This is a genomic window from Wolbachia endosymbiont of Tuta absoluta (assembly GCF_059414725.1).
The window spans coordinates 1-422 of sequence record NZ_JBNRJY010000084.1; the positions used below are offsets into that span (position 1 = coordinate 1).

At 37.0% G+C, this 422-nt stretch carries 1 protein-coding gene; it reads right to left on the reverse strand.

Going from position 1 to position 422, the window contains the following annotated elements:
• Positions 1-248: 248 nt before the first annotated feature.
• Positions 249-422, reverse strand: a 174-nt coding sequence (locus ACJ5GX_RS00990; RefSeq protein ID WP_495292592.1) for a 50S ribosomal protein L19, incomplete at its 5' end; no start/stop codon positions are given.

The window sequence follows — 422 nt, forward strand, 5'->3', positions numbered from 1 at the left end:
GTGGAGACTGAAGACAGTGGTCTGGCGAATAATGCCAAGACGCTTGCAGATACTGTGTTCAAGGGGTACCGGGACGACCTTGACTTCAATGATGAGAATGATGTCGGTAAGTAACATAATGATACTTATGATGTTGCATATAGCGAATAAGTTTACTAAATGAAATAGACATGTGTAGGTCTACGTATAGGTGAAGTAAATGCCATTGACAAAAATTTACTTCGTGAAAATAAATAGCGTACACTATCTTACCATAAGGTTGGTTCATAAAAAAAATTACTAAGCAGATCGATCCTTGCAGCTTTCCCAAATAGCTTGCACAGATAATATAATTTTGCTCTACGGACCTTTCCCTTTCTCATCACTTGTACTGAAATTAATGCAGGAGAGTAAACAAAAAATTGTGATACTATACTTTCTCC